The sequence below is a fragment of the Kribbella sp. NPDC051587 genome (assembly GCF_044453945.1).
In the GTDB taxonomy this organism is placed as follows: domain Bacteria; phylum Actinomycetota; class Actinomycetes; order Propionibacteriales; family Kribbellaceae; genus Kribbella.
In genome coordinates, this window is the sequence record NZ_JBITDE010000001.1 from 619,104 (window position 1) to 644,747 (window position 25,644).

Sequence of the window (25,644 nt, forward strand, 5' to 3'; positions counted from 1 at the left end):
GGACCTGCCCCACTCACCAAGACCCTCCAGGACCGGTTCCCGGCCGCCCGCTGAGCGTGGCGGCCCGGGCGCTGCGGAGGTTGGTGAGTGGGGGCGGTCCGCCCGACGCCCTGGAATTGTCGCCGGCGGCTGCGATGCTGCCCGGGTGACCAACACCAGCAAGCTCGTCCGCGACCGCATCCCCGAGATCATCCGCTCGCACGGCGAGGACCCCACCTACTACCAGGCCGACCCCGCCGAGTACCGCAACCGCCTCCGCGCCAAGCTCACCGAAGAGGTCACCGAGTTCCTCGCCGCCACCGACGAAGACGCTCCCGAGGAACTCGCCGACGTCCTCGAAGTCGTCTACGCCCTGGCCGCCACCCTCAACACCACACCCGACCAACTGGACAAGATCCGCCACCAGAAGGCCACCACCAACGGCGCCTTCACCGACCGCATCGTGTGGACCGGCACGCGGTAAGCGGGACCCGCGCCGGGCATGGCGTGGGTCCCGCGTCGGTAAGCCGTCAGAGGATGGAGTTGGCGCTGATGGTGAAACCGGTGTTCACCGGGGCACCGGCGTTCGTGAAGCAGTTGACGTCACGGACGACCAGGTCAGGACCGGACGACATGTTGAACCAGAAGGTGTTCATCCCGCAGAAGTTCGAGTTCGAACCGTAGGCCGTGACCTGGACGGTGTTCTGCGGGAAGGCGATCTTCGGGAAGGTCACCAGGGAGAGACCGGTCCCGGCGGCCAGGATGGTGTTGGCGCCGAGGCCGAGGACCGAGTTCAGGTTGGTCGACGGCGGGCCGGCCGGCGGCTGGTTGAGGAAGTAGCCGTAGTACTTCGGCGGGATGGCCGCGCCGTACAGGGAGACCTTGTACTGGTAGGTCAGCGTGAAGCGCGTGTTCAGCAGGGCGCCGACGGCGTTGAAGCAGAGCACGTTGACGTCTTGGCCGCTACCGCTGGAGACCCAGTTGCGAACCTTGCAGCGGGCCCCTTGCTGCGGGTTCACCGCGGTCGCCTGCAGGCTGCCGTCGAGCGTTCCGCCGGCGACCAGGCTCGGGAACTTCACCTGGTACTGCCCGACACCCAGGTTCGTCGAGGTGTTAGGAGCACCGGCCGAGTTGTACTGGCTGATGATCCCGCCGCTTGGAGGTGAGTCGACGTACCCGTAAGGACCGGGGGCAGGCCCGCCAGAGGCCCGGACGAAGAAGACGCTGAAGCTCGACACATCCAGCGCGCCACCGACGCGGTAGCAGGCGATGTTGATGATCTCGTCGGCGCCGGACACACCCCAGTTCTCCGCCTGGCACCAGTGCGGCGCGTTGTTGATCGCCGTCACGTGGACGACGCCCTGCGGTGCGCCCTGGCCGACCAGCTTGACCTGGTAGCGACCGAAGGCGACCGGTACGACGGTGCTGCCGCCCGGCCAGGTGCCGGTCGGCACCACAGCACCGGCGGTCTGGTCCCACAAGGCCCAGCCCTTCCGGTCCGGTACGGCGGCGTCGGCGGCGGGTGCGGCAACGGTGAGGAAACCCGCCAACATCAACAGACTTGCTGCGAAGCGGGCGGGCAAAGACAGTCGTGGCATCGGATTCCCCCCTAAAGGAAAGTAACGAGCAGGAAATTAGTGACCGATTACTGGGGGAATGCAAGCATGCACACTCGGCGATTAGCAAGAGTCTAATGTCAGGAATTGTTTCTGTAGAACGTTTGTTTGCGCATTAAAAGAATGCAGCACACATTAGCCGACCCACCATCGGCTTACTGGTCGGAGTGCCGGACCGGCCGCGCTGATACATCAGCGGCCGGGCAACGGGGTCGCACTGAACACGCTGTGCGGATCCAGGTACTCCTTCAACGCCAGCAGTCGTACGGCGTTCGGTCCGTACGCGACCGCGGTCTGCGTCGCGTCGTCGGGCCCGAGGAGGTTGGGATAACCGCCAGGCAGCGAGTACGGCGCGAGCTCGGCACTCGCCGTACGGGGCCAGACGCCGTCGCCACCGACCTCGATGAGCTCGACCATGAAGTGGAACTGGCGCTCTCCGAAGGCAGCGCTTTCGACCGGAATCCGGGTGGCCGCGCCATGGAAGTGGTGGATGTTGATAAAGGTGCCGGGAGTCGCCCGCGCAGCGTAGGTCTCGAGCAGTGTCGACACGACCGCCGGCGTAAAACCGGTGACGTTGCGGGTCCGGATCGCGTAGCGAACCCCATCCGGAAAGGCGCCGTCGAATTCGCGAAGCTTGGCCAGCGGCGACTTGACGTCGACCGAGGCGTTCAGCGGCGTACCGAGCCGGCCGAAGGCATCCAGCACGACCTTTCCCTGGGCGATGTCGCCGGACCAGGTCGGCGACACGACGACCGCCGGCCCGTCGACGATGGCGATCACCGACGTGAGCTCGTCGGGACCACCGTCGAGGAGTTCGCCGTACCCGCGCAGCACCTGCTCGGCCTGCTCCCACGGGTAGGTGAAAGAGCCGGCAAGCACCTCCCTCAGCGGGTGGACTGCAACCGAAGCGGAGGTGACCACGCCGAAGTTGCCGCCACCGCCACGCAGCGCCCACAGAAGCTCACCATCAGCCTGTACGACGTTGCCGTCGGCAAGCACGACCTCAGCACCGAGCAAGTTGTCAGCTGCCAGCCCGAACCGGCCACTCAAAGGCCCATAGCCGCCACCCAGCGTCAGTCCCAGCAATCCAACCGTGCCCACCGTGCCAGTCGCGACGGCAAGCCCTTCACGATCGGCAGCCTCGGCGGCATCCGCAGCGGTCGCACCCCCACCGACGGTCGCGATCTCCCCGTCGATCGAGACCTGCCGCATCCGAGTCAGATCGATGACCAGACCGCCGGCGCGCAGCGCGCGACCGGCCCAGTCGTGGCCCCCGCCGCGAACCGACAGCGGTAGGCGACGTTCGCGTGCCTCCGCGATCGCCTCCTGGACGTCAGCGGTCGACGTGCACAACGCGACGAGCGCCGGGCGTTGGGTCACGGCGCCGTTCCAGATCGCGACAGCGGCGTCGTACGACGGTCCTTCGGTGACGAGTTCAACCATGTCCGCCAACGTATTGAGCTTCGGACGCCGGCACCCGGTCTCCGGCCGAACCCTGCCCGGGAGACTCCCGATCTTTGCCCGCGATGGCGGGCTCGCCGTTCGATCAGGCGTCGGCGATGCCGACGAGCGCCACCACTCCCACACCCGTCAAGCTCGCCCTACCCGGCGGATCCTGAACGACGTCGAGCGGGCCGAGGCCCACTCCATCCAGCTCGACAGCACCCTCGAGCACCACCAAGAAGTCGGCAGCCCGAACCGCGGCCCGCTCCCCGGCGAGCTGCAGGCAGGTCACCTCGGCCGCAGCGCGCCCCCGGTGCGTCATCACGTTGAAGTTGACCGTGGCAACTGACGTGTCGGCCCAGACCTCGGCCTCACCGGGGAACGCGAACGGCTCGAACGGCCGAAGCACCTGAACGACGCCACCCGGCATCGTCAACGCCAGCTGCTCACCGGCGACCAACGTGATGATCCGGTCGACCTCCGGGAACGTCGAGAACGCTCCCGGACGGTCGACCTCGGCGAAGCTCAGCCGCCAGGCGAAGTCAGGCGAACCCGACTGGACCACTTCGTACGTGACGCCCTGACCGTTCTTCCACGGCACCCGCCGATGGCCGGCCCGCCGAAGCAGGATCAGTGCTGGTCCTGGTTCACCTGCGGGGCCTCCGAACGGCGGGCCATGGCGCCTCGGACGAAGTTCACCACCAGCAGCACCGGCAGGATGAACGCCTGGAAGAACATCATGTAGCTGCCGCCCTGGAAGATGAACGCCAGGTAGACGCCGTAGCCGAGGAACGCCGCGCCCACGACGCCGCTGAAGGTCCTCGCCCCGTTCGACTGCCCGCCGACGTTCGCGAGCGCCATACCCACCATGATCGCGCCGCTGAGACACAGCAGCACGACGTACCACGAGAACGTCGGGTCGAGCCCGAAGTCGATGTTCACAAGTCCCCCACCAAAAGATCGCTGTCGAATGAATCCCCCGGCGGGGACCGTACCCGATCGAGGGGGCCGCGCGACACCGAATTGCAGCAACCTGCAAGGAGCCCACTTGCGAACCGATAGTTAGTCGGCTAAGTTCTTGATATTAGCCGACTAACTATCTCATGGAGTGGGTTCATGGAGCTGGGACTGAACGGTGCCGCGGTGTTGGTGACGGGTGGGTCGTCCGGGATCGGGCGGGCCGCGGCGATCGGGTACGGGCGGGAGGGGGCCCGGGTGGCGATCACCTATGGGTCGCGGAAGGAGGCGGCGGAGGAGGTCGTTGGGGAGGTCGAGGCGGCGGGTGGGCAGGGATTCGCCGTACCGATGGATCTGAACGACGCCGGGTCGATCGAGGCCGCGGTGGCGGCGGTCGTCGAGCGGTGGGGTGGGCTGGATGTCGCGGTGGGGAACGCGGTGAACTGGGGCAACCTGGGGTTCCACGGGCGGCCGGAGAAGATCGAGGACGCGCCCGAGGACTGGTGGACCGAGGTGTTGCGGGCCAACCTCGAAGGCAACTTCCGGTTCGTCCAGCAGGTCGCGCCTTCGTTGCGGCGGTCGGAGGCCGGGCGACTGGTGCTGGTGTCGACCGATGTCACCGCGCGTCCGCTGCCGGGTTCCTGGCCGTACGGCGCCGCCAAGGCGGGGCTGCACGGACTCGTGACCGCGCTGAGTTATGACCTGGGCGCGGACGGCGTACTGGTCAATGTGGTGATGCCGGGAATCACGCTCGAGGACGGCAAGCATCGGGTGATTCCGCAGGAGGCGACCGACGAGATCGCCAAGAGCTTCAGCGCGCGGCGGCTGCCGCACACGACCGAGGTGGCCGACACGATCCTGTTTCTGACCTCACCGCGGACGCCGGCGATTCAGGGCGAGATCATCAGGGTCACCGGAGGTGCGCTGCTGCAGCAGTGACCGGCTGTACCGTGGGGACATGACTCGGGCACTGATCGTGGTGGACGTGCAGAACGACTTCTGCGAGGGCGGAAGCCTGGCCGTGGCCGGCGGCGCCGACGTGGCGTTCCGGATCGGTGAGCTGGTGCACAAGTGGCACGAGGCCGAGCCCGACGAGCGCGAGTACTCGCACGTCGTGGCCACCCGGGATCATCACATCGACCCGGGTGACCACTTCTCCGACGAGCCCGATTTCGTCCACTCCTGGCCGCGGCACTGCGTCGCCGGGACCGACGGGGTCAGCTTCCACCCGAACCTGGATCCGCAGCCGTTCGACGCGATCTTCGACAAGGGTGAGTACGAAGCGGCGTACTCGGGCTTCGAGGGCAAGTCCCACGAGGGCGGGCGCGGCCTTGCCGAGTGGCTGCGCGAGCACGGCATCACCGAGGTCGACGTCTGCGGGATCGCCACTGACTACTGCGTCCGGGCAACCGCCCTGGACGCCCGTGTCGAGGGCTTCGGTACGACGGTCCTCACGGGCCTGACCGCCGGTGTGGCCCCCGGCAGCACAGAGCAGGCCCTGAGCGACCTGCGTGCTGCCGGGGTCAACCTCACCTGACCGGAGCTCCTGGTCCGAGCGGGATCCCCAGCGCCCACCAGAGCAGGAACAACGCGGTCCAGGCGATCGTCATCGCGATCGCCAACGGCACCGTGTACGACGCGAGCGTGCCCACGCCGGCGTCCTTGCGGTACCGCTGCAGGAAACCGAGTGCCATCACGAAGTACGGGCTCATCGGCGTGATCGCGGTCGAGCCCGAGTCGGCGATCCGGAAGAGCGCCTGGGTGGTCTCGGCCGGCACGTTCAGCAGCAGCATCATCGGGACCAGGATCGGCGCGGTCAGCGACCACATCGCCGAACCGCTGGTGACCAGGATGTTGATCAGCGTCAGCAGCACCAGGATGCCGAGGAAGATCACGATCGTCGGCGCGCCGAGATCGCCCAGCCAGCGGGCCGATTCGGCCGACAGCAGGTCGCCGATCTTGCTCCAGCTGAAGTAGGCCAGGAACTGCGCGATCGCGAAGAACAGCACCAGGACCGGTGCCATCTGCTTGATCCCCTCGCCCATCAGCTTCGGTACGTCGGCGGCCTTCTCGATCGCCTTGACCGTCACGCCGTAGGTGATGCCGACCAGCCCGAACAGCACCGCGACCACCATCGCGATCCCGTCCAGGAACGGCGACTCGACGATGCTGCCGTTCTCGCCCCGCAACGGTGAGTTGTGCGGAACCAGTACGGCGATGATCGCGACCGCCGCGATCCCGAAGACGATCGCGGCCCGCCGCAAGCCGGTCCGCTCCACGGCGGACAGCGTCAGCGCGTCCGGATCGTCACCGGGGGCATCCGGGTCGGCCTCCAGGTCGTCCCGCTTGCTCAGCACCAACCGGGTGACGAGCGTGATCACGAGCGCCAGCAGCACCGACGAGGCGATGTTGAAGAACCAGTTCGACAGCGGTGAGATGGAGGCATTCGGATCTATGGTCTTGGCCGCGGCCTCGGTGATGCCGGCGAAGATCGCATCATTCGGTGTCGGGATCGGACTGGCGTCGTACCCGGAGGCGATCGCGGTGTAGGCGACCACGATGCCGAGGATCGGCGACCGGCCGACTGCCCGAAAAGCCAACCCACCAAGGGGAACGAGGATGATGTACGCCGCCGCTGACGCGACGTGGGCCATCGTCCCGGCGAACGCGACCGCGAAGACCACCATCGAGGTCGGCACCCGGGAGACGCTGACCTTCATCAGCGACTGCAGGAATCCGGTCCGCTCGGCGAGCGCGACCCCCATGATGACGACCACGATCGTGGCCATCGGCGGGAACTCGGCGAAGTTCGAGATCGCCGTGGACACAGCCATCTGCAGGCCGTCACCGGACAACAGGTTCTGTACGGCGACCTCCTTGCCGTCCTTCGGCGAGATGACCGAGACGTCCAGCGCGGCCAGGATCGCGCTCACCACGGCGAGGATCGCGGACAGGATCCAGAACAGCCAGAACGGATGCGGCAACGCGTTACCGGCCCGCTCGATGACCGCCATCGCCCGGACGAGACGTGGCAGCTCCTTCGTATCGGTTGCGGTACTCATCGCCTGTGCTCCTTGAAGAACTTCCCGATCAGCTCGTGCGCTTCGAAGGTCTGGGTGACGTAGCCCGGACCAGAGGACGCGTCCGAACCCGGCCAGGTGTGCCCACCATCCGTTACGGCGACGTGGACGACATCAGCATCGCAGCCCTTGTAGGTGAACTTGAGGACGTCGTCACCGACCTGGGTTTCGCGTGGGTCCTGGTCACAGTGGTTGCGCACCGACCAGTCCCGGACCCACGTCTGTACGTCGGGAAGGTCGCGCTGACCGTCGCCGCCGTACGGGATCGTCGTGTCACCCGTGCCGTGGATGTCGAGGACGGGGATCGGCCGGCTCGGCGCGCAGCGACCGCCCTCGATGTAGAACGCCCCGGAGTCCGGCGCGATCGCCGCGAACCGGTCAGCCATCGTGCAGGCGAGGATGCCCGTGAACCCGGCACCGTTGGACTTGCCGGTCGCGTAGACCGCGCGGGTGTCCACGCAGTAGTTGGCCTCGAGTTGGTCGAGCAGGTCGGCGGTGAACTTCACGTCGTCGACGCCCTTGGCCGCGTACGGCGCGCCCTGCCACGCCTGCTTTTCCTCGTCCCCGATCACACCGTTGGGGTAGGCAACGACCGCGTCGAGCTTCGACAGATCGGAGAACGCCTCGGTCTGGGCGCCGGTCTTGCCCCGGCCGTGGAAGACGAGGATGAGCGGATAGGTCTTGGACGGCTTGTAGTTGTCCGGCACATGCAACCGGTACGTGCGCGTCAGACCGCCACTCGCGACGGTGTAGTCACCGGTGGCCGCGGCCTTGCCACAGCCCGCCGTACGGGACACGGTGGATGCAGTTGCTGTCGGCAACGTGGTGGCGGCAGTCACCAGGCCGGCCGCCGCCACGATCGCAGCTAGGGTTTTCGGGCGTGCGAATCTCATCGAGGTGCCTCCTCAGGCAGGACTCCCCCTCACCCCATTCGATGGGGTGAACCCACCGCCTCGCCCCATTTGATGGGTGAACCCACCAGCTTGGGGGTTCCCCACCCTGAATACGGGGTGGGAACCTCCCATTTGGTGGGTGAACCCACCAAATGCGGACAGGGCGGGGGTGCGGGGGTGCGGGGGTGCGGGGGTGAGGGGTGGGGGTTAGGCGGAGAGTAGGTCGGTGGCGAAGGCGGCTATCCGGTCGGCGGCGGTCTCGACGAGGAGACGGCCGGCCTCGGCAGTGGCGGTCCGGGGATCACCCAGAACGCCACGCTTGTGGTACTCGTCGAACCCGACCGAGATCCGCGGCCCCCGACCGCGACGGGCCAGCCGGGCCGGGACGGAGAGCTCGTCGAGCGTGGTGGCGCCCGGCTCCAGGCGGTCGGCCTGAACCAGGTCCGGCGCCAGGTACAGCATCTGCGCGGTCTCGGCCTCCCCAGCGTGGCCGTGCACCTCGCTGACATCGGTGATCAGGTCGGACACCACTTCGGTGACGGGTGTCCAGACGAACGTGAGGTCCGCACGCAGGTACTCCTGCGAGAGCACCGACAGCGCGGCGTTGTTCCCGCCGTGCCCGGTGACCACGAGGAACTGCTTCCAGCCATGGAGATTCAGGCTGGTGATCAGATCCCGGATCACCTGCATGAAGGTTGCCGGCGACAACGACATGGTGCCGGCGAAGGCGAGGTGATGCGGCGAGACGCCGTACGGGACGACGGGGGCGATGACGGCGCGGCCGGCCAGTCGCTCGGCGACCCGCTCGGCGACGCCGACCGCGCGCACGGTGTCGGTGGACATCGCCATCCCGCCGCCGTGCTGCTCCTGCGCACCGACGGGGATGATGACGAGCGGCGACCGGCGAACGGCCGCAGCGGCCTCGTCGGTGGTCATTTCGGCGAGTTTCACGGCTGCCCCCAGGCGTCAGCGGACTCCACGGCAGCCCGGATGTTGTCCAGATGTTCGCGGGTGAGGCGCTCGGCACGCTCGGCGTCCTGCGCCCGTACGGCGTCGACGATCGCCTGGTGCTCCTCGTGATCGCGCGTGCGGTTGTCGTACAGCGCGCGGATCTGCTGCTGCTCGCGCAGGCGCACCTTGAGCAGCGAGGCCAGCACCTCCTGCAGCAGTGGGTTGCCCGACGCGCCGGCGAGCTCGATGTGGAAGTTCAGCGCGAACGACGGTCCGCCCGGCGGGACGAGTGCGTTGGTGACCGCGGCCTCGAGCCGCTCCAGGTTCTCCGGCTGACGCGCGGCGGCGGACTGAGCGGCGATGGCCGGCTCGATCACCAGGCGGGCGCTGATCAACTGCAGCACCGACTCCTTGGTGATCGGCGGCCGGTGCGGATTGGCCAGGACCACGTTGTTGATGGTCGGGCCGACGTACGTCCCGGATCCGTGCCGGAACTCGACCGCGCCGGTCGCCTCCAGCTTCCGCAGCGCCTCCCGGATGGTCGGCGTGGTGATCTCGAACCGTTTGGCCAACTCACGCGCCGACGGGATGGCGTCACCGGGGCCCAGCCCGCCGTCCCGGATGATGCCGAGGATCGACTCGGTCAACCGGTCGGACAGGCTGGGGGGCGCTTCGGACGCTGAGTAAGTCACAAAGTGACTAAATCACTTAGCCTTTCGAGCCGTCAAGACTTCGGACCCACCTTCCAGTCCGGGTGCCCCGGCATCGCGGGGAGCGTCGTGCCGTAGAGCCACGACCGCAGCAGCGGGCCGAGGTCGCGGCCGGCGACCCGTGAGGCGAGCGCGATGAAGTCCTCGGTCCCGGCCGACGCGTTGGCGTACTTGCGGACCCACGCGCGCTCGATCGCCTCGAAGGTCCGCGCTCCGACCGTCTCGTGCAGGGCGAACAGCGCGAGGGCGCCGCCCTGATAGGCACCCGAGCTGTACGGGCGGACGTCCGCCTCGTGGCCGGTCCAGGTCTTCGGGTCCGGTTTGGCGATCGGGCCGTTCACGAGCAGGTTGTTGCCCTGGCTCTCGTAGGTCTCCCGCAGGCTCTCGGCGAAGTCGTGCCCCCATGTGCCCGCGGCGAAGACGCGCTCGTAGTAGACGGCCTGTCCCTCGTTCAGCCACAGGTCGGACCAGTCCTTCGGCGAGACCGAGTTACCGAACCACTCGTGCGCGACCTCGTGCAGGACGACGGCCTCGGTGCCGTTGTTCTCGAACCCCTCCTTGGTCATCACGTCGGCCGCCATCAGCGTCAGACCCTGCGTCTCCAGTTCGCCGCCGAGCGCGGAGACGTACGAGCCGGCCTCCGCCCCGGGGAACCGGCCGAGCCGCTTCTCCAGAAACCGGATCGACCGGTCGAACGAGGCCAGCTGCGGTTCGATGTCCTTCACCTGCGCGGCCGGTACGGCGTACCGCAGCGGCAGCCCGTGCGGCCCGGTCGCGTGCAGGACGGTGAACGGGCCGAGCCCGAACTGCATCAGCTCCGGCGCGATCTTGCGCGACTCGCGGAACACGCGGGTGGTCGAGGCGCCGGACGCGCGGACACTCACCAGCTTGCCGTTGGCGATCGAGTTCACCGTGGACGGCGCGGTGACGGAGAAGGTGGCCGGCGCCTTCTGCGCCGGATGGTCGCTGACGGCAAGGATCCGGCGCGCGCCGGACGGCTGGCTGGTCGTCTGCACCCAGCCGTGGTACCGCTGCAGGCCGGCCGGGAACGGGTCACTCTCCGATGCCTCGGGCAAGTTGTTGCGGACGTCGACCCGCACGGTGAACCGCAGGTGCCGACGAACCGGCTTGACCGGAGTGATGACCAGTTCGCCCTGTGGGGTGGTCTTCCAGGCCGCCGGTACGCCGTTGACCTTGACCGCGGTCACCTTGGGCCCCAGCAGGTCGAGGTCGAACGCGCTCAGGTTCTGCGTGGCGCGCGCGGCCAGGGTCGTGGTCGCCGTGTACGCCGTCAGTCCCTTGCCGAAGCGAAGGTCGAGCCGCTGGTCAAGGACGTCGTACCCTCCGTTGCCGAGCTCGGGCCAGACGCGGTCACCGATCCCGATGGCACCGGCGGCCGGCGGGGGTGCGGCCTGCGCCGGCAGGGTGAACGTGAGTGTGGTCAGCGCAACCGCGGCTGCGACGGATCGTTTCAGCATGCTGAAAAAACTAGGCGCTGCCGGCCCGCCGAACATCGTGCTGCGGGCGGGACCTACCGTCATCCCACGGTCTTAGGCGAGGCCGATGTCGTGCACCAGCAGGGCCAGCTTCGTCCGGTTGGACAGGCCGAGCTTCGCCATGATGTGGGTGATGTGCACCTTCACGGTCGACTCGCTGAGCTGGAGCTTGCCGGCGATCTCCGCGTTGCTGAGCCCCTCGGCGACCTCGATCGCCACCTCGCGCTCGCGCGGGGTGAGCTCCTGCAGCGGGTCGTCGTCGCCGGTGCCGGCCGGACCCGGCGCAGGGTGCGCGGTGTAGGAGCTGATCAGCCGCTTGGTGATCTTCGGCGAGAGCATCGAGTCGCCACGGACCGCCTGCTCGACCGCCTCGACCAAGGCCCGCGGCGCGATGTCCTTGAGCAGGAACCCGGTCGCCCCGGCCTGCAGCGCCTCGTACACGTACTCGTCCAGATCGAACGTGGTCAGTACGACGACCGGCGGCGGATCCGGCAACGCGTTCACTCGCCGAGTCACCTCGATCCCGTTCACCTGCGGCATCTGGATATCGGTGAGTACGACGTCCGGGTGGTGCTTCTCGATCAGCTCGACGACGTTCGCGCCATTGGTGTCCTCGGCAACCACTTCCGCGGTACCGCCGGCCTGCAGGATCAGCCGGATCCCGTTGCGGACCAGCCCTTCGTCGTCGAGCAGGAGCACCTTGATCATTCCGCCGCCTTCACCGGGAGGTTTGCCTTCACCTGGAACACACCGTCATCCCACCCGGTCTGCAGTGTGCCACCCGCCAACGTGACCCGCTCCTGCATCCCCAACAGCCCGTACCCGGATCCGGGCACCTCCGACGGTACGACGGCGCGCGGGTTGCTCACCTCGACGGCCAGATTCTTCTTGTCAGCCTTGATCTTCACGGTCACCACGACACCCGGCGCGTGCTTGGTCGCGTTCGTCAACGCCTCCTGCACCACCCGGTACGCCGCCCGCCCGGCCGCCGGCGAGACCTCGGGAACCGGGTCCGGCAGCTCGAGATTCACCTTCAGCCCGGTCGTTACCGCATCAGCGACGAGCACCGGTACGGCGTCCAGCGCGGGGGCGACGTGTCCCGGCTCACCGGGCAGCTCGTCGCGCAGTACTTGGAGAATCTCGCGCAGCTCCGTGAGCGCCGCCGTACTGGTCTTGCGGATGACTTCGGCGACCTCTTCGGTCTGCTTGTCCGGCGCGGTCATCGTCAGCGCGCCGGACTGCAAGGCGATCGCGCTGACCCGGTGTGCGACGACATCATGCATCTCGCGGGCGATCCGCCGGCGTTCGGCGACGACCACGCGCTCGGAGCGAAGGTCCCGCTCCCGCTCAGCCTGCTCGGCCCGCTCGCGCAACGCGATCAGGAGCGCGCGGCGCTGATAGACCCACAACCCGAGAAGCGTCGGCACCAGCACGAAGAACACGATGTAGCCGATATCCGAACCGACCCCGGATTCCCCCCGCTTGCCCGGCCAGAACACGATCACCGCGCTGCCGTAGACGAACGAGACCGCGGTCTGCCAGTGCAGACCCTTGCGGCTGGCAACGGTGTACGCCGCGATCGTCACCTGCACGCTCGGCCACCACTGCGCGATCGGCGTGACCGCCATGAACACCAGCGGGAACCGCCGCCGTACCAGCATCGCCGCGAACGGAACCGCGACCAGCGCGACGGTGTACCACCGGTACTGCTCGTTCTTGGCGATCTCCAGCACCAGCCCGCACGCGACGAGCACGGCGAACAGGACGTCGAACACCAGGATCCGGAGTTTGCCGTCCCACCAAGCCAGCCGCATACCCCAAACCGTAGCGCCACCGACGAACAGGCGGGCGTCTAACACCTTCGTACTACGGCCGATTGAGCCGGTCGACCGATGCCTCCAGCACCCGTTCCCGAGATGCTGGAGGCATGCTCACCCTCATCGCACACACGACCTCGTCCACCGACAACGGCATGTGGATCTTTGGCGCCGCCGGCATGGCCGTCCTGGCCGCCTACGTCCTGCTGGTGATCGGCGCCTTCTTCAGCGCGCTGTTCTCCCCGGCATCGGGCGGTATGAAGCTGGTCTGGATCATCTTCATCATCGTGGCGCCGTTCATCGGCAGCCTGCTCTGGTTCCTCGTCGGCAAGCGCAACGCCAACGAACTCGCCTACCGCTGACCTCAGCGTTGCCGGTCCGGCCCGACGTCGACGAAGACGTGGTGGTCGGACGAGGCGTTGGCCGAGTACACGAACCAGGTGTCCGGGACCTGCTCGCGAAACACTCCCGTGCTGTTGACGGTCACCCGGTACGTCACCGAGAAACCGCGCTGCTCGATCGCCTTCGCCACCTTGGCGACCGGCTGGTTGAAGATCCTGGTCCCCGCGAGCGCCTCACCCGGCGCGCTGATGTCCGCGGCGGCTCCGTATTCCTCACCGGGTTCGGCCGCCCGGCCGAGGTACAGCTGCGCCTGGCCCTGGAAATCGCGCGCGATCGTGAACTCCGGGACGCAGGGCCGGAGGTTCCGTTCAGCGCACCCCACCGGGTAGGCCGTGGTGGTGATGCGCGCCGCGGTGGCGTCGCCGGAGAAGCCTCGCGCGATCGTCTGGCCGACCTTGGACGGCGACACCGGGACCAGCTTGAGTCCGATGTCGAAACCCTGCGCCTTGAGCTCCTTGGTGAGGCGCTCGGCGTCCGCCCCGGGATCGACGACCCGGATCTTGATCACGTCACCTTGAGCCGTGAAGGACAGCGCCTCCGGGCGGTCGTTGCCGCCCGGCACGCGAACCACGAGCACCGTGATCGCGGCGACCGCGGCTGCGGCGACGAGCACCGGCACCAGACGTCGTCGTACCGGGACTTTGACGGGCACCGGGGTGGCGGTGATGGTGCGGAGCAGGTCGCCTCGGGTCTCGGCAGTCACCTGCGCGGCGGGGTCGTTGGTGGCGACCGGGTCGAGAGAGCGGAGGAGGTCCAGGGAATCGGTCATGACTTTGCTCCAGCCGGGGTGTTGTCCAGGAGGCGCTCGAGGCGGCGGCGAGCGCGGTGCAGGCGGACCATGGCCGCACTGCGTGAACAGCCGAGGGCAGCGGCGAGCTGACCGGAGTCCAGGCCTTCCCAGGCGACCAGGGAGAGGACTTCGCGATCGGTGTCCGACAGCTGCTTGAAGGCCTCGGCGGCCTCGACGGCGGCCGGTTGCGGATCCGGTACGGCGGTTCGTAGATCGTCGCGGAGGCGGTCGGCCAGGCCGTGCCGGCGGGTCTCGCCGCGGCGGTGATTACTCAGCACGCGGCGAGCGACGCCGTACAGCCAGGGCAGGATCTGTGCGTCCGGCACCTCGTCCAGGCGGCGCCAGGAGATCAGGAGCGTCTCCGCCACCAGGTCGGCGGCGTCGGCGCGGATGTCGAGCCGCCGCACGAAGTACCGCAGTACGTCGTCGTGGTGACAGGTGAAGAGTTCTTCGAAGCGGGCCAACCGGGGATCTGGAGGGGACTCGGTCACGCGGGCGGCCTCCCTCGCCAGTAAGTGCGTCATACCCGGTTGATGTCCGGGTATGACGCGTTCTTACCTTTAAGGGTTGATGACGATGGGGGCACCGTTCGAGACGAGGGCCCAGTCGACGGTGTGGAAGGAGGCGGGGTCGACCTCGCCGGTGGCGGTGACGTAGTCGATCATCAGCTGCCGGATCTCGACCTGGCGGTTGTAGACGACGGGTGCCTTGGAGACGTGCGGGAAGTTGCCGCCGCCGGACTGGCGGTAGTTGTTCACCGCGACCACGAACTGCTGGTCGTCGGTCACCGGAGCACCGTCGTACGCGAGATCGAGGATCCGGGAGCCGGCCGCCTTGGCGATGTCGATCTTGTAGGTGAGCGGCTTGGTCAGGCCGCCCATCACGTCGTAGTTGTAGTCCGGCGTCCCGGTCGGCGCGGTCGGCGTCGGTGCGTTGGTGACGTCGGCCGACGCGAACGGGCCGGGGCCGCTGACCTGCTTGTAATACTGCGCGGAGAACTCCAGGTAGGCCTTGATCTGGACGCCCGTCATCGTCACCGCGAGCAGGGTGTTGTCGAAGATGTAGAGCCCGGCCACGTCGCGCACCGAGACGTCACCGGCCGGGATCGCGGCTGCCCGGTTGAACGGCGCGGCGATCGCGAGGACCGGCAGCGCGGCTTGCGGCGTACCGACGAGGGCCTTGGAGACCGCGTCGGCCTGGACGAAGTTGATGAAGTCGAGCGCGGCGGTGTCCTCCCAGGGAGCGGTCGCCGCGGACATCGCCGCCTTGCTGGTGCCGATCTTGGAGTTCACGTAGCCGACGACCTTGTCGTGGTCGGCCTGCAGGACGTCGACGACCTTCGGGTCGGCAGCGACGGTGTTCGCGTTCAGCACCTGGCTGTGCCGGCTGACGACCTTCCAGCATCCGCGGACCTGCTGCAGGTCGAGGTCGATCACGGACAGCCGCATGCCCCACTTGAGCGGCTCGGTCAGCACGACCTGCTCACCGGTGACCTTGTTCGTCACCAGCCGCTCCGGGATCTCCTGGTGCGCGTGCCCGACCAGTACGGCGTCGATGCCGGGCACCGTCTCGGCCATCAGCACCGAGGCGTTCTCCGGGACCGGCAGGGCGTCGCCGTACGAGGAGGAGAGGTCCATGCCGGAGTGCGCGGAGACGATCACGATGTCGGCGCCGGCCTTGCGGACCCGCGGCACCCAGAGCTTGGCCAGCTCGACGATCCCGCCGAACTTGATCTTGTTCTCGACGTTGGCCTTGTCCCAGATCGCGATGCCGGGGTTGGTCAGGCCGAGGATGCCGACCGTGATCGGCGCCCGGCCCGGCACGTGCACGCGCTTCAGCACGTACGGCGGGAAGACCGGCAGGCCCGTCGACCAGTCCTGCGCGTTCGCACCGAGCAGCGGGAACCGCAGCTGGCGCTGGAACCGGCGCAGGATGTCGAGGCCGTAGTTGAACTCGTGGTTGCCGAGCGCGGCGGCGTCGTACCCGATCTTGTTCATCGCGGCGGCCATCGGGTGGATGTGCCCGCCGGTGATGGGCTCGATCTTCGCGAAGTAGTACGCGAGCGGGGTGCCCTGGATGGTGTCGCCGGCGTCGACCAGCAGCGGCCGCGGTGCGTGCCGGTCGGTGGCCACGCGCTCGCGGAAGGCGGTGACGAGCGTGGAGATCTTCGCCAGGCCGATGTCGTTGTGCGCGGCATCGTCGTACTCGGCGTTCTTGAAGTAGTCCCAGTTGAAGACGTTGCCGTGCAGGTCCGTGGTGCCGAGCACGCTCAGCCGCACGGTCTTGTCATGGCCGCCGCCACCGCGCCCGGCGTACGCGGGTGCTGCTGTGAAACCGGCCGCGGCGAGCGCCGCCGCACCACCGATCGCCGTCCGCCTGCTCATCGTCGTCCGCCCGTTGTCGTTCATCAGCCGCCTCACGCGTCGTTGGGTATGGCAATCGACACCTTACGTGCGACCCGATTCGGAATTGGCCCCCTGGCTGTTAGAGGATGCAACTCATGACCGTGCACATTCCGCGCCTCCGGCGCGGCGAGTCACGGGGCTACTCCCGCCCTTCCCTCGTCGTTCCAGTCGCTCCGCTCCCCATGCGCTCCGGGCCAGGGCGGGAGGCTCCGTGACCGGGCCGCCCGGCAAGCTCCTGCCGTTGGTCGCCGCCTTGCTCTGCGGTGCCGTTCTCGCTCAGGCCGCCCAGCCGTCCGACTCCCCCGTCAAGACGTCGTCGCCTGCCGTCCAGACGGTGGCGCACGGGCCGCTGAGCGGCAGTCCGATCCCGCGGAAGCCGTCCGGGCCGGGGCCCAAGCATCAAGGCCCGAAGGCCAAGCCAGCCGTCGACGACTGGAACCTGACCAAGCATGGCAAGGTCCTCTACCTCAGCTTCGACGACGGCCCGCACGCCGTCTGGACGCCGAAGGTGCTGCAGATCCTGCGCAAGCACAACGCGCACGCGACGTTCTTCGTGCTCGGCTCCGAAGCGGCCAAGCGGCCGGAGCTGCTCGACGTCGAGCGCGCCGCCGGGCACCACATCGGCAACCACACCTGGGACCACCCGATGCTGACCAAGCTCCCGGCCGCCAAGATGCGCCAGGAGATCTTCTCCGGCGTGAAGTCCAAGTGCTTCCGCCCGCCGTTCCGCGACACGAACGCGGCCGTCGAGGCGACCGCCAAGGCCAACCACCAGCGCCAGGTCCTCTGGGACGTCGACACCAACGACTGGAAGAAGCCCGGCGCGGCCGCCATCGAGCACGCCATCCTGATCGGCGCCCGCCCCGGCGCCATCGTCCTCATGCACGACGGCGGCGGCAACCGCGCCGAGACCGTCGCCGCCCTCGACCGAGCCCTCACCAAACTCCAGCGCCAGGGCTACACGTTCCACTCCCTGCCCTGCTAGTGCTGTACGGCGGCTGAGCCCTTGGAGTAGTGCTGGAGGGCCTGGTCGATGACGTGGACCGGTTGGTCGAGGGCCTTGACCAGGAACATGCCGATGGGGTGCAGGAGTGGGCTGGGCTTGACGACGGCCCGTACGGCGGGTTGGTCGAGGCCGCGGACTCCGGCGGTGGTGGCGCCGACGCCGGGGGCAATGACGAGCTCGAGCATGTACTGGCCGAAGAGCTTCTTCTGGCGGAAGCCGGTGACGGTTCCCCAGGGGAGCATCACCGGGTAGCCGGCGCCGTCGCAGGCTAGTTCGAGACCGCGCTCGGTCATCCGCATCGCGACGTCCTGGAGCGGGAAGGCGGCGTACCAGCGTTGCCGCTCGGAGTCGAGGCGGAGGGCGAGGACGGTGCTGACGACGAGCGGCAGCATGGCCACGATCAGGAGTACGGCGAACGGCCACAGTCCCGAGTAGCGCATCGTGATCAGCACGTAGAGCGCTCCAAGGATGCCGATGGCACCGATCACCAGCGTCGCCCACGCTCCCCGGCGCAGCACCGTGCTGACCACCTCACGCCGCCGCATCACCGCCTGCCGATCGACCCCGACGACGAACCCCGCCTCCTCGCTCATCCGGTAAGAATCCCATCCCACCGGCCCACCGCCGACATCAGGGCTGAAGGCGGCGGCCTGCCCAGGTCCAGGCGTAGACGCCGTCGTCGACGTTCAGGCCGCCTTCGCCGAGTTCGAGCGGGCGGAAGGTGTCGACCATCACGGCCAGTTCTTCGAAGCGCTCCGCGCCCAGCGACGCCTCGATCGAGGAGGGTTGCGGGCCGTGGGCGTAGCCGCCGGGGTGCAGGGAGATCGACCCGAGGCCGATGCCGGATCCCTTGCGGGCCTCGTAGTCGCCGCCGCAGTAGAACATCACCTCGTCGGAGTCGACGTTCGAGTGGTAGTACGGCACCGGCACGGACAGCGGGTGGTAGTCGACCTTGCGCGGGACGAAGTTGCAGATGACGAAGTTGTAGCCTTCGAACACCTGGTGCACGGGTGGCGGCTGGTGGATCCGGCCGGTGATCGGCTCGTAGTCGCTCACGTTGAACGTGTACGGGTACAGGCAGCCGTCCCAGCCGACCACGTCGAAGGGATGCGTCGCGTACGTCATCCGGCTGCCGACGATCCCGCTCGGACCGTTCCCGCGGTGCTTCACCAGCACCTCGACATCCGTCCCCTCGACCGTGAACGCCTCGGTCGGCCCGTGCAGGTCCCGCTCACAGTACGGCGAGTGCTCCAGGAACTGCCCGTACCGCGACAGGTACCGCTTGGGCGGCGCGATGTGTGAGTTCGCCTCGATGCAGTACGCGAAGACGCCGTCCGGACCGGGCAGCCAGCGGTGCGTGGTCGCCCGCGGAATGATCACGTAGTCGCCTTCGACAGCGCTCAGTACGCCGAAAACCGTCTCGACCGTGGCCGAGCCCTTCTCGATGTACACACACTCGTCGCCGATGGCGTTCCGGTAGTACGGCGAGGGCTGCTCGGCCACGACGTACGAAATCCGTACGTCGCCGTTGCCCAGCACCAACCGCCGATGCTCCACCACGTTGGTCGCCGACGTGTCGGTGAACAGGTCATGGAGTTTCAGGTGCCGCGGCGTGAGCGGGTGGTTCGGGACGGTGGCGAGGTCGGGCAGCTCCCAGATCTGGGAGTCGACGATCGCCGACGGGACCCCGGCGTGGTAGAGCAGCGACGAGTCCGACGAGAACCCCTCCTCGCCCATCAGCTCCTCGTAGTACAACCCGCCGTCGGCGTTCCGGAACTGCGTGTGCCGCTTGGGCGGGATCTGCCCGATCTGCCGGTAGAACGTCATTCTTCAGACTCCCGAGTACGATAATCGAACGCATGCGTCCGCTTACCGAAAGCATCCGTTAGGCTCGGGGCCATGTCAACCGTCCCTGCCCTGTACCGGCACCTGGTCGACGACGCGGCGATGTTTCCTCCGGGCAACCTGCCGCTGACCGAGGCCGTCACTGCCCACCGCGCGCACCGCGCCGCGCCGTACGCCGATCTCGTGGGCACCTTCATCTGTACCGACGAGGACCTGCCGAAGATCGCCGCGGCGGCCGGCGACGAGCCGCTGCGCATCTCGGTCGTGATCACCGGCGGCGCCGGCGGGATCGAGCCGGCCGTCCGCTGGGCCGAGCGCTCCCCCGGCCTCGAACTGACCGGCGTCGAGGTGCGGCTGCGCGACGAAGGCGACCTCACCCGGAACGCGCTGCGCGTCGTACGGGCCGCCGAGGACTGCCTCGACGACCAGGCCGTGTACGTCGAGACCGGGCTGGACGGCGCTTGGGAGCAGGCACTCGGCCCGATCGCCGAGGCCGGGTACGCCGCCAAGCTGCGGACCGGCGGTCTGGACGCTCACCTGTTCCCGTCGGCGGACGAGGTCGCGAGGTTCATCACGCGCTGCCTCGACGTCGAGGTCCCGTTCAAGTGCACGGCCGGCCTGCACAACGCCGTCCGGCACACCGACCCGGCGACCGGCTTCGAGCACCACGGCTTCCTGAACGTCCTGCTCGCCACCCGCGCCTCCCTCGACGGCGCCTCCCACGACGAGCTCGTGCAAATCCTGAGCTGGGACAACGACCTCGAGCTCGCCGAACGAGCCCGCGAGCTGACCGAGGACCGCGCCGCGACCACTCGCCGCTGGTTCACCTCCTTCGGCTCTTGCAGCATCGACGAACCGCGCACCGACCTGAACCACCTGAACCTGCTGGGGGACCTGTGACCACGTTCGGACCTGACACGCTGCCCCTCGGCGTCTTCCGGCACGGCGACGAGGAGCCGCGGATCGGCACGGCGCTCGGTGACGACGTCATCGACCTCACCCCGCTCGGCCTCTCGGACACCTTCGCCCAGCCGACGCTGAACGCGTTCCTCGCCCTCGGCCGACCGGCCTGGACCTCCCTGCGCGCGCAGTTGCTGGAGCTCGTCCAGACCGGTGCCGTCGAATCACACCTGATCCCGCAGTCCGCGGTCACGATGCTGCTGCCCTTCGACGTCGCCGACTACGTCGACTTCTACGCCTCCGAACACCACGCGACCAACGTCGGTCGACTCTTCCGTCCCGATGCCGAACCGCTCCTGCCCAACTGGAAGCACCTTCCCGTCGGCTACCACGGCCGCGCCGGCACAGTCGTTGCCAGTGGCACCGATATCGTCCGGCCGTCCGGTCAGCGCAAGGCCCCGGACGCGGCAGCACCGACGTACGGACCGTCGTTGCGCCTCGACATCGAGGTCGAGCTCGGGTACGTCGTCGGTACGCCGTCCGCGCTCGGCAGCCGGATCTCCGTCGACGACTTCAAGGAGCACGTGTACGGCGTCGTGCTGCTGAACGACTGGTCGGCCCGCGACATCCAGGCCTGGGAGTACGTGCCGCTCGGGCCGTTCCTCGGCAAGTCGTTCGCCACCTCGATCTCCCCCTGGGTGGTGTCCCTGGACGCCCTCGAGCCCGCGGAAGTTGCCCTGGGCACCCAAGAGCCGGCCGTCCTGCCCTACCTGGCCGGCGAGCGGTTGACCAACCTCGACATCACCTTCGAGGTCTACTGGAACGGCGAGCTGGTCAGCCGGCCGCCGTACCGGGAGATGTACTGGTCGCCCGCGCAGATGCTCGCCCACCTCTCGGTGAACGGCGCGGCAGTCCGTACCGGCGACCTGTTCGCCTCCGGAACCGTTTCAGGAGAGGCCAAGGACCAGCGCGGTTCGTTCCTGGAACTGTGCTGGGGCGGTCGCGAGCCGATCACCGTGAAGGGTGAACAGCGCACCTTCCTCGAGGACGGCGACGAGGTCACCATCACCGCACACGCCGGCCCCCTCCACCTGGGCGAGGTCACCGGCCGCATCACCCCCGCCCTCTAACACCACCCGTACGGCGGCTGTCCCGGGCACCGCCGACACGAACGACTGCAGGTAGTCACCCCGTCGCGATGACGCGGGTTCGGCGAGGCACGTCGTACTGGGCAGCGCGACTGAACCCACCGTGCCCTCACGACTGAACCCACCGTGCGAATGGCGCCGGTGGTGCTTCGTGTGTCAGCTGAGCAGGAGGGCCGAGTCCCAGCCGGTCCGCGGCGGGGTGGTGTAGGCAGCGAGGGCCAGTGCGATACCGGCTGCGCCCTCCATCAGGCCTGGCAGATCGAGGGTCAGGTTCGCGATCGGCTGGTGGTAGCGATAGCCGAACGGCGCCGCCGGATCGAACCGGTCGACGAGATCAGCCGCGATCTCGTCGGCGACCTGACCGAAGGCTTCTCCGGGGTGCGCGCGGTCGAACAGCGTGCACAGGTAGAGCATTCCGGCCCAGCCGTGGCAGAGGGCGTCGTCAGTGATCCCCCACTGGGCGCGCGGCCGGCTCAGCAAGGAGCGGAACGCATCCAGTCCCGCGTCCGACCAGTCCGGCCGGTTGAAAGCAGTCGCCGCGAACTCGAGAGCACGCGCGATCGCTGGTGCGCCATAGCACCAGGATGCGCGGGCGGGTTGTGGAGCAGCGGCCGCGTCGCGATCGGCGTAGTACGACAGCGGCACATAGGCGGTCCAATAGTGGCCCCAGGCATCTTTCTCTCGCCACTCCAGCAGCCAATCCGCCATCGCCGCAACGGCTTCTGCTTGTCCGTCGACGCGAATGCCCGCCGTCCAGGCCAGCGACAGCAGCGCCAGCGGACCCGGCGTTCCATGCGCGAGGCCGAAGTTCACTTGACCTTGGGCGAACTCCGGTCCGACGACCGTCTTCGTGGTCCCGTCGAACCACCAGCCCGGTACCTCGATGCCGTCGACAACGATCGGCTCCCGCAACGAGACCAGGCCGGTCAGCACTTCGCGGAGTACGTCGTACTGCTCGCGGGCCAGCAGATACCGACCGACACCGCTCAGGCCGCTCACCACATCGACGACACCCGAACACGTCGGTACGCCGGCCCGTCGCGTCGCGGCCTGAACACTGACGAGCCACCGCGCGTGCTCGATCATCCGGCCGTCGAGGCGCTCCAGCATGCCCGCGTAGTCCCCCGGCTCATGAGCCGCCAGGCGGGTCGCGGTCGCCAGCGCGCCGAGCCCCTCGACCGGGCCCTCGACTGAACTCCCCCGGGTGGCGGCCATTGTCCGCTGCAGGTAGTCATGGGCGACCTCGCGCTCGCCGAGCTCGGAGAACAGCACTGCCAGCGCACCAGGACCCCGGGTCAGCGTGGACGGATCCCACGGCGGAAGGCTCAGGTCAGCGACGTCGACCACCTTGCCGTTGGCTGTCGTGGCCGCGATCACCGCCTCCGGATCGCGCAGGCGATCGGCCAGTACGGCGACGATCGCGGCCGCATCGTTGGTCATCGGCCGTGCCTCCTTCGGTCGAGCCGGCGCCGCAGCGCCACCCGGAGCAGCCCGTACGCACGGCTCTCGGCGGACCGGTCCATTCCGAGCAGACGGTTGGCGTGCAGATGCAGGACGCTCATCACCGCTTGCCTGTTCTGGTCGACAGCCTCGCCGTACGCGGCGGCCGCCGAGGCTCGCTGCTGCCAGCAATCGAGAGGCTGAAAGTCCTTGTACAGTTGGAGAAACGCAGTTCGCTCGGTCGTCGGCAGGACATTGGACAGGTCGATCGGATAGGTGTCCACGAACCACTGTTCGAGATCACCAAGACCACTCAACAGGTCCAGGTGATTCAGGGCAGTCAACGACTCGATCGGCACCTGGAGTTGCCCGCGGGCTCGCTGCTGCAGCTGGTCGACGACCGCTTGGCTGTCGGCGCAGAACAGGTTCTCAGCCGCCTCCAGCACGTCGGGACCGCCGTACCGGACGGTCTCGGGCTCGTACTCGTCCAGGACCATCGTGCGGATCAGACCGGCGTCGGCTGCCTCACGCGCCCAGTCATGCAAGACGGCGGGATCGCCATGATGGAAGCGCAGGCGCAGGTGCGCGTCAGGATCGGCGTACCGCAGGAAGAACCAGCGGTCGACGTTCATCCGTTCGACTAGCCCGCTGACCGGCCCGGCCAGAAAGGCGTCGTGCAAGTCGGACATCAGGTAGACCTTGGCGTAGAGCCACTCCCCACCCGGCAGATGCCTGATCCGCGGCGCGGCGGCAGTCGCCCAGGACGGGTTCGGCGCAACGGCTTCCGGTACGGCGGTCGAGACCACCGGGACCACGAGTTCGTTGGCGTGACCACCGGTCACCCCGAGCCCAGCGCCGTACTCGGCAGGGATCTCACTGACCACCGTCGACGGCTCCTTGCGGAGCTGGTCGCGGAACAATCTTCGGTGCAACGGGACGCGCAGATCGAGGTCCAGATGATGGTCCAGGACGGTGACCCGGACGACATTCGGCAGCCGCCATCGATCCCGCCAACGGTCGAGGTCGGCGTCCCACTCAGCACTCTCAGCCAGCGCGGGATCCGTGCGCCACAAGGCCGGCGCCAGGATCGTGCGGCCGAACCGAACGCGCGGCAACCGCGGGAGAACAGCCAGCCGGCCCCACTGCCACGGCGTCCAGAACCGACGCCCGGCCAGGCCGATCGCGGCCAGGAAGCGGGCCGCGTTGGGAGCCGCCGTGACGACGTTGATCATGTTCGGCCGGATCACCGACAGCTCGCGGCCGAGTTTCGTCGACAGCAGGTAGAGCCGCTCACCGGTGGTGCCGACGGCAACATCGCGGACGTCGATCACCCCGGGGTCGTCGGGATCGGCGAAGGTCCCGACCGAGAGCAGGTGCGGCAGCAGTTGGGGCTCGCGCAGCACATTGCCGAAGCGTGGTTCGAACGGCTGGAACCGCAACTGCACCGGCAGCGGATCCGCGGACCCGCCGAGGAGCTCGGTCAGCTCGTCCTCGAGTCCGAGCATGGTTGCGAACCGGCCGAGCATCGCGCCCGCCGCGATCGACCCACTCGTTGCCGACAGCAAGAAGTCGCCCCGGTCCACCGCCTCGGCCGAGTCGGCGAACAGCTGGGCGCACAGGTCGAGGGAGTCCGGTGGCCTGTCGTCCGTCGTACCGGCGAGCCGGTCGATCAGGGCCTCGTCGAGGACCAGTTCACGCTGGTTGTCGCCGAGCGTGGCCGCCAGGATCTGGTCGCGCAGTTCCGGATGGGTCGTGGCGGGCGCACCCCGCCCGGATCGCTCACCGAAGGGGATGCGGTAGTCGGCCGGCGGGCCGAGGCCGACATGCGGGTCGAGCAGTTCGAGGACCGGTACGACGCGGTCGGTTCCATAGCGATCAAGAAACTCCAGGTGGTACGTCGCGAGGTCGGGCAGCCCATCCCCGGGCGGCGACAACCGCCACAACACCTCGGCCGCCCGGGCCGCCTCGTCGGCGACCTCCTGAGGCAGCTGCAGGTCCACATCCATCCGCAGGTCGACCTGCACCGTTCCGGTGGCTGCCTTCGGCCCGTGCTCAGGGAGCAGGATCTCGCGGTCCAGGAGTTGGCGGAGGATCTGATCGGCGTGCTCGGGCGTCGCCTCTGGATGCGCCTCCAGGAGCTGGCCGCGGAGTACGCCGTACTCGATCGGGCGGCGAGCCGCGGTGCGGATCAGGCGGACGGCCGGCGAGTTCGCGATGGACAGTTGGCGACCGGGCCGTTCGTCGCCGAGCTTGCGCAGGTACTGGAGGACGACGCGATCGCCGCGGACCTCGGCGAGGTTGTTCGCCACCACCCGCTCGGGCAGTTCGGTACGGCGTTCCTCGAACAGCCAGCCGGAGTCGGGGTGTACGACGCGGGTGTGGTCCGTGCCGATCCGGACTTTCGCCGACTCGCCGAACCGCACTGGCGCAACACCGGCCAGCAGCCCGAACGGGGTCGGCCGACCGGTCATCCGCAACAGGTATCGCGTCGAGGCGAGGACCGCCCGCTCCAGCTTGCCCCGGTCAGGCGTCTCCGCTGCGAGCAGCTTGCGGACGGCAGTGGTCAACGACGGGCTGGACAGCTCGATCGCCTCGCGAAGCGGCTCGTCGGCGTACAGGTCGGCGAGGTAGTCGCGGAGCTGCGCAACGGTGGCGGTCTCCGGGTCGGGGGCGGTACGCGTCGGTGCTGCGGCGGCAGCTGGTGCACCTGCCAGCCGCAGCACCGCGAACCCGCCGGGCCGGAACCGGTCCATCGGCGGCACGTCG

General features: G+C 68.4%; 25 protein-coding genes. 7 read left to right on the forward strand and 18 right to left on the reverse strand.

What is annotated here, in order from left to right; genetic code table 11:
- Window positions 1-145: 145 nt before the first annotated feature.
- On the forward strand, window positions 146-463 hold the full coding sequence (locus ACIA49_RS02970) for a hypothetical protein (RefSeq protein ID WP_396375396.1): 318 nt from the start codon (window positions 146-148) through the stop codon (window positions 461-463).
- Window positions 464-509: 46 nt separating this feature from the next.
- On the opposite strand, the gene ACIA49_RS02975 is transcribed toward ACIA49_RS02970, so the two are convergent.
- The 4 genes from ACIA49_RS02975 to ACIA49_RS02990 form a co-directional block, all read right to left on the reverse strand.
- A complete protein-coding gene (locus ACIA49_RS02975; RefSeq protein WP_396375397.1) occupies window positions 510-1,577 on the reverse strand; it encodes a hypothetical protein in 1,068 nt (355 codons plus the stop codon).
- A 210-nt stretch (window positions 1,578-1,787) separates the two neighbouring features.
- A complete protein-coding gene (locus ACIA49_RS02980; protein WP_396375398.1) occupies window positions 1,788-3,038 on the reverse strand; it encodes an FAD-binding oxidoreductase in 1,251 nt (416 codons plus the stop codon).
- Between the two features lie 103 nt (window positions 3,039-3,141).
- Window positions 3,142-3,639, reverse strand: coding sequence for a HutD family protein (locus ACIA49_RS02985; RefSeq protein ID WP_396375399.1), 498 nt, complete (start codon window positions 3,637-3,639; stop codon window positions 3,142-3,144).
- Between the two features lie 29 nt (window positions 3,640-3,668).
- Window positions 3,669-3,980, reverse strand: coding sequence for a hypothetical protein (locus ACIA49_RS02990; RefSeq protein WP_396375400.1), 312 nt, complete (start codon window positions 3,978-3,980; stop codon window positions 3,669-3,671).
- A 174-nt stretch (window positions 3,981-4,154) separates the two neighbouring features.
- Between ACIA49_RS02990 and ACIA49_RS02995 the strand changes: the two genes are divergently transcribed.
- Complete coding sequence (locus ACIA49_RS02995) at window positions 4,155-4,934, forward strand: SDR family NAD(P)-dependent oxidoreductase (protein WP_396375401.1); 780 nt, start codon at window positions 4,155-4,157, stop codon at window positions 4,932-4,934.
- Window positions 4,935-4,953: 19 nt separating this feature from the next.
- A complete protein-coding gene (locus tag ACIA49_RS03000; RefSeq protein WP_396375402.1) occupies window positions 4,954-5,532 on the forward strand; it encodes a nicotinamidase in 579 nt (192 codons plus the stop codon).
- On the opposite strand, the gene ACIA49_RS03005 is transcribed toward ACIA49_RS03000, so the two are convergent.
- From ACIA49_RS03005 to ACIA49_RS03035, 7 genes are all read right to left on the reverse strand, one after another.
- Complete coding sequence (locus ACIA49_RS03005; RefSeq protein ID WP_396375403.1) at window positions 5,525-7,057, reverse strand: AbgT family transporter; 1,533 nt, start codon at window positions 7,055-7,057, stop codon at window positions 5,525-5,527. The genes ACIA49_RS03000 and ACIA49_RS03005 overlap by 8 nt on opposite strands.
- Entirely contained in the window at window positions 7,054-7,968 is a 915-nt protein-coding gene (locus ACIA49_RS03010) for an alpha/beta hydrolase family esterase (protein ID WP_396375404.1), read from the reverse strand. Before ACIA49_RS03010 ends, ACIA49_RS03005 begins: the two co-directional genes overlap by 4 nt.
- A gap of 207 nt (window positions 7,969-8,175) precedes the next feature.
- A complete protein-coding gene (locus ACIA49_RS03015) occupies window positions 8,176-8,904 on the reverse strand; it encodes a creatininase family protein (RefSeq protein WP_396375405.1) in 729 nt (242 codons plus the stop codon).
- A gap of 11 nt (window positions 8,905-8,915) precedes the next feature.
- Window positions 8,916-9,611 (reverse strand): FadR/GntR family transcriptional regulator, encoded by a 696-nt coding sequence (locus tag ACIA49_RS03020; protein ID WP_396375406.1) that lies wholly within the window; start codon window positions 9,609-9,611, stop codon window positions 8,916-8,918.
- Between the two features lie 32 nt (window positions 9,612-9,643).
- Complete coding sequence (locus ACIA49_RS03025) at window positions 9,644-11,107, reverse strand: M1 family metallopeptidase (RefSeq protein WP_396375407.1); 1,464 nt, start codon at window positions 11,105-11,107, stop codon at window positions 9,644-9,646.
- A 72-nt stretch (window positions 11,108-11,179) separates the two neighbouring features.
- Window positions 11,180-11,833 carry a response regulator gene (locus ACIA49_RS03030; RefSeq protein WP_396375408.1) on the reverse strand — a complete coding sequence of 218 codons (654 nt, stop codon included), beginning with the start codon at window positions 11,831-11,833 and terminating at the stop codon, window positions 11,180-11,182.
- Window positions 11,830-12,939, reverse strand: coding sequence for a sensor histidine kinase (locus ACIA49_RS03035; RefSeq protein ID WP_396375409.1), 1,110 nt, complete (start codon window positions 12,937-12,939; stop codon window positions 11,830-11,832). Before ACIA49_RS03035 ends, ACIA49_RS03030 begins: the two co-directional genes overlap by 4 nt.
- A gap of 113 nt (window positions 12,940-13,052) precedes the next feature.
- Between ACIA49_RS03035 and ACIA49_RS03040 the strand changes: the two genes are divergently transcribed.
- Complete coding sequence (locus tag ACIA49_RS03040) at window positions 13,053-13,304, forward strand: PLD nuclease N-terminal domain-containing protein (protein ID WP_396375410.1); 252 nt, start codon at window positions 13,053-13,055, stop codon at window positions 13,302-13,304.
- A gap of 2 nt (window positions 13,305-13,306) precedes the next feature.
- Here ACIA49_RS03040 and ACIA49_RS03045 read toward each other — a convergent pair whose 3' ends face one another.
- From ACIA49_RS03045 to ACIA49_RS03055, 3 genes are all read right to left on the reverse strand, one after another.
- On the reverse strand, window positions 13,307-14,113 hold the full coding sequence (locus tag ACIA49_RS03045; protein ID WP_396375411.1) for a hypothetical protein: 807 nt from the start codon (window positions 14,111-14,113) through the stop codon (window positions 13,307-13,309).
- On the reverse strand, window positions 14,110-14,625 hold the full coding sequence (locus tag ACIA49_RS03050; RefSeq protein WP_396375412.1) for an RNA polymerase sigma factor: 516 nt from the start codon (window positions 14,623-14,625) through the stop codon (window positions 14,110-14,112). Before ACIA49_RS03050 ends, ACIA49_RS03045 begins: the two co-directional genes overlap by 4 nt.
- 69 nt (window positions 14,626-14,694) lie before the next feature.
- The gene (locus ACIA49_RS03055; RefSeq protein ID WP_396375413.1) at window positions 14,695-16,554 is read right to left on the reverse strand and encodes a bifunctional metallophosphatase/5'-nucleotidase; all 1,860 of its coding nucleotides are present in this window, start codon (window positions 16,552-16,554) and stop codon (window positions 14,695-14,697) included.
- A 196-nt stretch (window positions 16,555-16,750) separates the two neighbouring features.
- Between ACIA49_RS03055 and ACIA49_RS03060 the strand changes: the two genes are divergently transcribed.
- Window positions 16,751-17,524, forward strand: a complete 774-nt coding sequence (locus ACIA49_RS03060; protein ID WP_396375414.1) for a polysaccharide deacetylase family protein — start codon at window positions 16,751-16,753, stop codon at window positions 17,522-17,524.
- On the opposite strand, the gene ACIA49_RS03065 is transcribed toward ACIA49_RS03060, so the two are convergent.
- Both ACIA49_RS03065 and ACIA49_RS03070 read right to left on the reverse strand, forming a co-directional pair.
- Complete coding sequence (locus ACIA49_RS03065) at window positions 17,521-18,138, reverse strand: hypothetical protein (RefSeq protein WP_391548739.1); 618 nt, start codon at window positions 18,136-18,138, stop codon at window positions 17,521-17,523. The two genes, ACIA49_RS03060 and ACIA49_RS03065, sit on opposite strands and share 4 nt — an antisense overlap.
- A gap of 37 nt (window positions 18,139-18,175) precedes the next feature.
- Window positions 18,176-19,372, reverse strand: coding sequence for a homogentisate 1,2-dioxygenase (locus ACIA49_RS03070; RefSeq protein ID WP_396375415.1), 1,197 nt, complete (start codon window positions 19,370-19,372; stop codon window positions 18,176-18,178).
- Between the two features lie 72 nt (window positions 19,373-19,444).
- On the opposite strand from ACIA49_RS03070, the gene ACIA49_RS03075 reads away from it, so the two are divergent.
- Together ACIA49_RS03075 and fahA are read left to right on the forward strand one after the other, a co-directional pair.
- Window positions 19,445-20,290: a hypothetical protein gene (locus ACIA49_RS03075; RefSeq protein WP_396375416.1), complete on the forward strand. Its 846-nt coding sequence runs from the start codon at window positions 19,445-19,447 to the stop codon at window positions 20,288-20,290.
- The gene (gene fahA, locus ACIA49_RS03080) at window positions 20,287-21,420 is read left to right on the forward strand and encodes a fumarylacetoacetase (RefSeq protein WP_396375417.1); all 1,134 of its coding nucleotides are present in this window, start codon (window positions 20,287-20,289) and stop codon (window positions 21,418-21,420) included. The genes ACIA49_RS03075 and fahA overlap by 4 nt, the downstream gene beginning before the upstream one ends.
- 174 nt (window positions 21,421-21,594) lie before the next feature.
- Here fahA and ACIA49_RS03085 read toward each other — a convergent pair whose 3' ends face one another.
- Together ACIA49_RS03085 and ACIA49_RS03090 are read right to left on the reverse strand one after the other, a co-directional pair.
- Window positions 21,595-22,878, reverse strand: a complete 1,284-nt coding sequence (locus ACIA49_RS03085; RefSeq protein ID WP_396375418.1) for a lanthionine synthetase C family protein — start codon at window positions 22,876-22,878, stop codon at window positions 21,595-21,597.
- On the reverse strand, window positions 22,875-25,631 hold the full coding sequence (locus tag ACIA49_RS03090; RefSeq protein WP_396375419.1) for a lantibiotic dehydratase: 2,757 nt from the start codon (window positions 25,629-25,631) through the stop codon (window positions 22,875-22,877). The genes ACIA49_RS03085 and ACIA49_RS03090 overlap by 4 nt, the downstream gene beginning before the upstream one ends.
- Window positions 25,632-25,644 lie beyond the last annotated feature (13 nt).